This window comes from Maricaulis sp. CAU 1757 (genome assembly GCF_054482675.1).
Genome location: NZ_JBTLRI010000006.1, coordinates 22,207 through 28,499, shown reverse-complemented (window position 1 = coordinate 28,499; position 6,293 = coordinate 22,207). Strand labels below are relative to the sequence as shown.

Genomic DNA, 6,293 nt, shown 5'->3' with positions numbered 1-6,293 from the left:
CATCAGCTCGAGGATCTTGTCCTTGCCGATATTGTCGTCGCGCTTCTCCACCGCGGCCAGGGCCGAACCCGCCACGATCGGAATGTCGTCGCCCGGGAAGTCGTAGGAAGACAGCAGTTCGCGAACTTCCATCTCCACCAGCTCCAGCAGCTCCTCGTCGTCGACCTGGTCGACCTTGTTGAGGAACACCACCAGCGCCGGAACACCAACCTGGCGAGCCAGAAGGATGTGCTCGCGGGTCTGCGGCATCGGGCCGTCAGCCGCGTTCACAACCAGGATGGCGCCGTCCATCTGGGCCGCACCGGTGATCATGTTCTTCACGTAGTCGGCGTGACCCGGGCAGTCGACGTGGGCGTAGTGACGGTTGGCCGTCTCGTATTCCACGTGCGCCGTCGAGATCGTGATCCCGCGCGCCTTCTCTTCCGGCGCCGAGTCAATCTCGTCGTAACCCTTCGCCGTACCGCCGCCAGCTTCCGCCAGCACCATCGTGATCGCCGCCGTCAGCGTCGTCTTGCCGTGGTCAACGTGACCAATCGTGCCGATGTTCGCGTGCGGCTTTGTGCGCTCAAACTTTTCCTTCGCCATGGTCTTACCTCTTGAACGCCGATCTATCGCGAAACCGATCTCACGTGTAGACGGGCTTATCGACGTGGATGTGAATGAATTACCCGGATGTTTGTCGCACCCGGCGACCGGCGCGGGATAACGCCCGCATCCGCGAAAGGCAAGCCCCAATAGCGCCGGACGGTATCGCCCACCTGCTCTGGGCCAAGCCAAGGGTGGGCGCGGAACGCCTTGCCGGTCTGGCACGTTGCACGGGAGACTATCCAGAGAGGAGTGCCCCATGCCGACGACCCGCCAGAACTCGAGCCGCGACACCGCTTCCGAGAACGGGCTCGAGCTCATCCTTCCCAAGCGCTACCGCAAGAATCTCGAGACCCTGGTCTCCGACTACCTGTCGGTGTGCAACAAGGCCCTGAAGGACCATTCCGACAATGGCATCTATCGCCAGGCTTCCCGCCTCGGACGCGTCGCCTTCGGCGGCGCCCCCTTCACCGCCGTGATCTATGACCGTCATCCGGACGAAACCCTGGGCGAATACAGCCTGCGCTTCGACGCCGATTCGCACGCGCTCGAGCTCAGCGACGAGGAGGCCGCCGACGACGCCTATGTCTGGAAAGTACCGCTGTCCTACCTGCGCGACGTGGTTATCGAGCGCCCGACCTGGTTCCTCGACCACCCGCTCATGCTCGACTGGAAATGGCTCACCCGCCGTGTCACCGACGAGATCAGCGAGCCGATCGAACCCCGCTCCTTCATGCTCGGCGCCATCGCCGGCATCACCGGCCTGATCGCCGGCCGCGCTCTGGCACAACACATCGCGGCCTCGCGCACGCCCCGGCCCCAACCCGGCCGCCTGGCCCGCCTGCTACCGCGCTCCGGCGGCAAATAGCCGAACGCCCTGCCAGGCACAGAAAAGCCCGCACCAATTGGTGCGGGCTTTTTCTTCTGCGCTTGCGAACGCAAAATAGATCGAGATCACTGGAAACAGTCCACCTCCGCCAAGGCTAGGGCGGACACCTCTTCGCCCCAAGTGCGCACTGCGGGTCGCTTGCCACTCGAAGCCCGCAGGGCGAAGGCTGGAGCGGGTAGCGGGAATCGAACCCGCATCCTCAGCTTGGAAGGCTGCTGCACTACCATTGTGCTATACCCGCGCCGGACGTGCTGTTTAGCGAATGCCAGTTTGTTCGTCGAGCGTTTCTGTGGGCCGAATGCAGCCCTTCGTGCAGCTTGAAAACCAAACGAGACGCGCCCTCTTCGAGACCGTCAGGTCTCGCAAGCGCGACCGCGCGTCGGCCGGTCAGGCCGCCCCGTCGGAGGCGTGAGCGAAGCGAACTAGCCGTGAGACTAAAGGAATGGTGGAGGGGGCTGGATTCGAACCAGCGTACGCATAGCGGCCAGATTTACAGTCTGGTGGATTTAACCACTCTCCCACCCCTCCACAGGGTGCCTTCGGGCGGCGTCATAGCGGGCCGCCGCCGGGCCTGCAAGAAACGGTCTCAGCTTGGCGTCCGGCGTGTTATGCCGGGGGCCAAATCCATGCCCGTTCCGTTCAGGAGCGCGGACTATAGTGACGAAGAACTTCATGCGCAACACTCCCAAACGGACCGATTACACTCGCCGCTCCGGGCCTTCTGCGGCTAACGATTCAGGCTGGATCTGGGGGCGCCACGCGGTGCTCGCTGCGGTCGCCAATCCGCGCCGCAGGATCCTCGAGCTGAAAGCCACGCGCAATGCTGCCCGCGACCTGCCCGAGGACAGCGGCGTCGAGATCTGCGAGCCCCGCGTCATCGACCACGCCCTGCCGGCCGGCGCCGTGCACCAGGGCTTCGCCGCGCGCGCCGCCGCGCTCGAACCCGACCATGTCAACGCCATTACCGATCCGACCCACGGCACGGTGCTGGTGCTCGACCAGATCACCGACCCGCACAATGTGGGCGCCGTACTGCGCTCGGCCGCCGCCTTTGGCGTCCGCGCCGTAGTGCTCCAGGACCGCAAGGCCCCGCCCCTGTTCGGCACGGTGTGCAAGAGCGCGGTCGGTGCGGCCGAACGCGTGGCCCATGTCCGCGTCGTCAATATCGCCGATACCCTGCTCGCCTTCCGCAAGGCCGGTCGCACCGTGCTGGGTCTCGCCGGCGAAGCCGAAACCGGTCTCGCCGAAGCGCTCGCGGGGCCGGACGGCAAGGGCCACGGCGCCGGCCTGGTCCTGGTCATGGGCTCGGAGGAGAAAGGTCTGCGCCCGCGTGTGGCCGACGCCTGTGACCAGCTCGTGCGCATCCCGATTAGCGCGGACGTGGAAAGCCTCAACGTTTCCAATGCCGCCGCCATCGCACTCTACGAGGCGGCGAAATGGCGCCCCGCCAGCGGCGGAGCGCCCTTGCAGGACGAGGCCTAGTCGGCCCCGCCGATCCGGATGGTGCGGCCATTGCGGCGCCAGTCGACGGTGCCGCGCACCTCGCGGATATGGATGTCACCGCCACCGCTTTCGCGCACCGTGACGTCGGTCGCGGTGCCGTTGAAATCGATGTCACCCGAGCCATTGATCGAAGCCTGGAAAGGCTGCGCCTGCCCGCCGCCGACACGGATGTCACCCGAGCCGGCAATGCGCGCCGCGAAAGCGCCATTCATCCGGTCCGCCTCGACATCGCCCGAGCCGGAGACATTGACTTCCAGGCCGCGAATATCGCCCAGGCGGACATCGCCCGAGCCGTTGATGTCGACATCGACATTGCCGCCGATATCCGCCAGCTCGACATCACCGGAACCGGCGATATCGATCGATGCCGACCCGCCAATGCCGCCGACGCGGACATCCCCGGATCCGTTGATGTCGATGATCGCGTCCTGCCCGATCGAACTGAGCTCGACATCTCCCGACCCGTTGATCCGCACGCCCGCCGTCGTCGCAATGCGCCCGGCTTCGAAATCGCCGCAGCTGGAAATCTCCAGGTCCAGCGCCCCGAGATCACCCGCCTCGCCAATGCCGGCACTGTCCTCCAGATGGAAGGCGATACTGGTCGGCGCAGTGATGATCAGGCGCGGATACTCGTCAATCGAGCGCCGCCGCTCGCCGCGACGACCGATCTCCATGCGGTCATTGCGGGTTCGGCAGTTGAGATTTCGAATGCTCTGGCCGCCATCGATGCTGACCACGGCGTTTGCCGAGCGCACCGTCGGGTCACCGACCAGGCCGCCGGCGTTCTCGATCTCGACACTGACCGCGTCCCCCCGCCCTTCGCGGATCTCGATTCGTCCAATGAAATTCGATACTTCAACCCGATCACCCGTGAGGCTGCGGGCACCGCCCGCGAGGTCCTGCTGGGCGATTGCCGAGGTGGCCAGGGCCAGGGCGCCGAGGCTGCCCAGAAATGTGCCGGCGAGAAAGATCGGTTTGGTCTGCATGTGTAATCCCCTTGGTGCTGTCTACCCGACTGGATGCGCGTCGTGTCCCGATTGGATGCACTCCTAGCCTCCCCGGACCTGCCGGGTTCTGACCATCACGTGAAGCAAAGGTAACATGACCCAAGGGGGGTGGGGACACAGAGCACCCCGAAATCGCCGCCAGCCCTGCCAGGACAAACAAAAACGGTTTTCAGAACTGCGGAAAAATAATTATCCGGGCCACATCCGGAACACCGCCGTGGCAATCACCGTACCGATCGCATAGCCGAACACGCCGACCAGCACGCCCGGCGTGACCAGATCCTTCCAGCCCTTCGCTGCCGCCAGCGCCGGCGCCGTGGTAGCGCCGAGGATGGCGGCATTGGAGGCCGTGATGAGCTCCGGCAGCGAGAAGCGCAGGATCGACCCCAGACCGAACACGACGAGGCCGTGAATGGCCAGCAGTCCGCCGATTATGATGATCAGCAGCGGCGCGTTCTGGACCAGACTGACCACGTCTGCACCCGCCGCGATGGCGGCGAAGAAGACGAAGCTCAGTGCAATGCCGATTTCGTAGCCGCCATGCAGCCGCCCCATGGTCTTGGGGAAGGCCGTCGCTGGCACCACGGCCAGGACCGTGATCACGGCATAGCGCCAGTAACTCGCCTCCTCGCCGAACCACGCGACCAGCTGGCCTGTGATCCAGTCACCGAGCACCACGACGACGAGCGCAAAGGTGATCGAGTAGGCCAGCGAGGCTGGTGTGACCCGCGCCACTCCAGCGGCTTCTTCCGGCGCCGCCTCGACCTCGCCCTGGCTGTGATCGCGCTTGACGAAGCGCTTCGCCAACCAAGTCCAGCCCGGCATGATCGCCAGCACGGCCAGGAACAGTCCGGAGAACAGGTTATCCACTGCCGTCGCCGAAGCCACGAAGCTGGGATCATTCTCGCCCAGCCCGGTCACCTCGATGAGGGCCGCATAATTCACCGACCCGCCGATGTACGTGGCAATGAAGACCCCGACCGCGCTGGCTTCACGGGTTGCGCCTTCGGCCACCAGTGCCGCCTCGTAGTCCGGCAGCGAGACCAGCGAGAACATCACCACCGCGCCGATCACCGTGCCAAGGACGGCAAGCAGGAAAGCGCCGGTCATGCGACCGGTCTCGAAGAAGATCTTGCGCAGGTCCGCCTTCATCAGGAAAAGCGGGATCAGGACCGGCACAAAATAGGCGAACACAAAGCTGTAGGCCGGAGAGTTCTGCGGGATGATGCCGATATTCGAGGCCAGGATGGCAAGCAGGATGGCGCTGACCGCACCGGTCACCAGCGCCCCGATCCGCGTCTTTTCCAACAGGAAACCGGCCGCCGCGATGGCAAACAGGGCGGCCAGGACCGCCAGTTCATTGTCAGCCGGAATCAACGACATGCCACTCTCCCCCTCAGGCCCCACGCGGCCACCGTCGACGCTAGCCAGCCGCCACCCCAGCGGCAAGGCCCGAGTGCGGTGACACGCCTGTCAGGTCAGCAGCGCCCGATCTCGATGAGCGGCGGCAGGCACGGTGTCAAGCTGCGAGCGACCAGTGACCAGGTCCCGTCCCTGCGCTGCCAGACCGACATCACCTTGAGAGGACCCCAGCGGCCGACCGGCCGCATGGTCCCGTCAATGTCGAGCCGTGCCGTGATGATCGCGAGGTCCCCGTCGCGCACCAATTCCTGCCCGCTCAGCGTGATGTCCGTCACGTCCCATCCAGACAGGCCTGCGACCACCGCATCGCGGTCCTCGAACATCCCGCCGGGCGCTAGCACACGAAAATTCTCCGCCGCATGCCGCTCGAACAGGTCAGGCGAACGCTCGATGATCATCTGCCGCATCATGCGCTCGTTGAGCGCCAGCAAATCCGCCTCGTCGGCGGTCAGGTTCTGGGCGGCCACGGCGGGCGCAATGGCCTGGCCGAACAGGGCTAAAACCAGTAAACCCATCACGTCATCTCCCGCCCGCAGGTTCTTCGTTCACCATGGCATCGGCCTCGATCTCGACGAGGAAGTCGGGGCCGATGAAGCGCGACACCTCGATCATCGTGGTCGCCGGCGGACAGTCTCGGAATACCGCCGCATGAGCCCGCCCGACGGCTTCCCAATGGTCGATATCGGTGACGTAGACCCGGGTTCGCACCACGTCCGACAATTGCGCTCCCACCTCTTGGAGCGCCGCCCCTATGATCTCGAAACAGCGCCGCGCCTGGCCTTCCGGATCGCCCGGCGCCACCAGCTCGCCCGCCTCGTCGAGAGCCACCGTGCCGGTCACCCAGACCAGGTCGCTGCGTCGCAGTGCGCGGCAATAGCCCACCCGTG

Annotated in this window: 7 protein-coding genes and 2 tRNA genes; 2 read left to right on the top strand and 7 right to left on the bottom strand. The window is 65.3% G+C overall.

The features are described 5' to 3' along the window. A partial coding sequence (locus ACXYMR_RS13795; protein ID WP_458943485.1) for a GTP-binding protein occupies positions 1-585 on the bottom strand: 585 nt, incomplete at its 3' end. A gap of 259 nt (positions 586-844) precedes the next feature. On the opposite strand from ACXYMR_RS13795, the gene ACXYMR_RS13790 reads away from it, so the two are divergent. Next, positions 845-1,453: a hypothetical protein gene (locus ACXYMR_RS13790; RefSeq protein WP_458943484.1), complete on the top strand. Its 609-nt coding sequence runs from the start codon at positions 845-847 to the stop codon at positions 1,451-1,453. Positions 1,454-1,641: 188 nt separating this feature from the next. Here the strand turns inward: ACXYMR_RS13790 and ACXYMR_RS13785 are convergent. Together ACXYMR_RS13785 and ACXYMR_RS13780 are read right to left on the bottom strand one after the other, a co-directional pair. Then, positions 1,642-1,715 (bottom strand) — tRNA-Gly (locus ACXYMR_RS13785). A gap of 202 nt (positions 1,716-1,917) precedes the next feature. Next, positions 1,918-2,002, bottom strand: a tRNA-Tyr gene (locus tag ACXYMR_RS13780). 129 nt (positions 2,003-2,131) lie between these two features. Here ACXYMR_RS13780 and ACXYMR_RS13775 point away from each other — a divergent pair. Next, the gene (locus tag ACXYMR_RS13775) at positions 2,132-2,956 is read left to right on the top strand and encodes a TrmH family RNA methyltransferase (RefSeq protein WP_458943483.1); all 825 of its coding nucleotides are present in this window, start codon (positions 2,132-2,134) and stop codon (positions 2,954-2,956) included. Here ACXYMR_RS13775 and ACXYMR_RS13770 read toward each other — a convergent pair. The 4 genes from ACXYMR_RS13770 to ACXYMR_RS13755 form a co-directional block, all read right to left on the bottom strand. Beyond that, the gene (locus tag ACXYMR_RS13770; protein ID WP_458943482.1) at positions 2,953-3,963 is read right to left on the bottom strand and encodes a GIN domain-containing protein; all 1,011 of its coding nucleotides are present in this window, start codon (positions 3,961-3,963) and stop codon (positions 2,953-2,955) included. The two genes, ACXYMR_RS13775 and ACXYMR_RS13770, sit on opposite strands and share 4 nt — an antisense overlap. Positions 3,964-4,173: 210 nt before the next feature. Beyond that, the gene (locus ACXYMR_RS13765) at positions 4,174-5,367 is read right to left on the bottom strand and encodes a DUF819 family protein (RefSeq protein WP_458943481.1); all 1,194 of its coding nucleotides are present in this window, start codon (positions 5,365-5,367) and stop codon (positions 4,174-4,176) included. A gap of 95 nt (positions 5,368-5,462) precedes the next feature. After that, on the bottom strand, positions 5,463-5,921 hold the full coding sequence (locus ACXYMR_RS13760; RefSeq protein WP_458943480.1) for a nuclear transport factor 2 family protein: 459 nt from the start codon (positions 5,919-5,921) through the stop codon (positions 5,463-5,465). A gap of 4 nt (positions 5,922-5,925) precedes the next feature. Beyond that, positions 5,926-6,288 carry a RidA family protein gene (locus tag ACXYMR_RS13755; protein ID WP_458943479.1) on the bottom strand — a complete coding sequence of 121 codons (363 nt, stop codon included), beginning with the start codon at positions 6,286-6,288 and terminating at the stop codon, positions 5,926-5,928. Between the last annotated feature and the right edge of the window lie 5 nt (positions 6,289-6,293).

Excerpts from the sequence above, each read along its gene's own strand:
- ACXYMR_RS13790 (WP_458943484.1), top strand. The coding sequence starts at position 845 with ATGCCGACGACCCGCCAGAACTCGAGCCGCGACACCGCTTCCGAGAAC.
- ACXYMR_RS13770 (WP_458943482.1), bottom strand. The coding sequence starts at position 3,963 with ATGCAGACCAAACCGATCTTTCTCGCCGGCACATTTCTGGGCAGCCTC.
- ACXYMR_RS13765 (WP_458943481.1), bottom strand. The coding sequence starts at position 5,367 with ATGTCGTTGATTCCGGCTGACAATGAACTGGCGGTCCTGGCCGCCCTG.
- ACXYMR_RS13760 (WP_458943480.1), bottom strand. The coding sequence starts at position 5,921 with ATGGGTTTACTGGTTTTAGCCCTGTTCGGCCAGGCCATTGCGCCCGCC.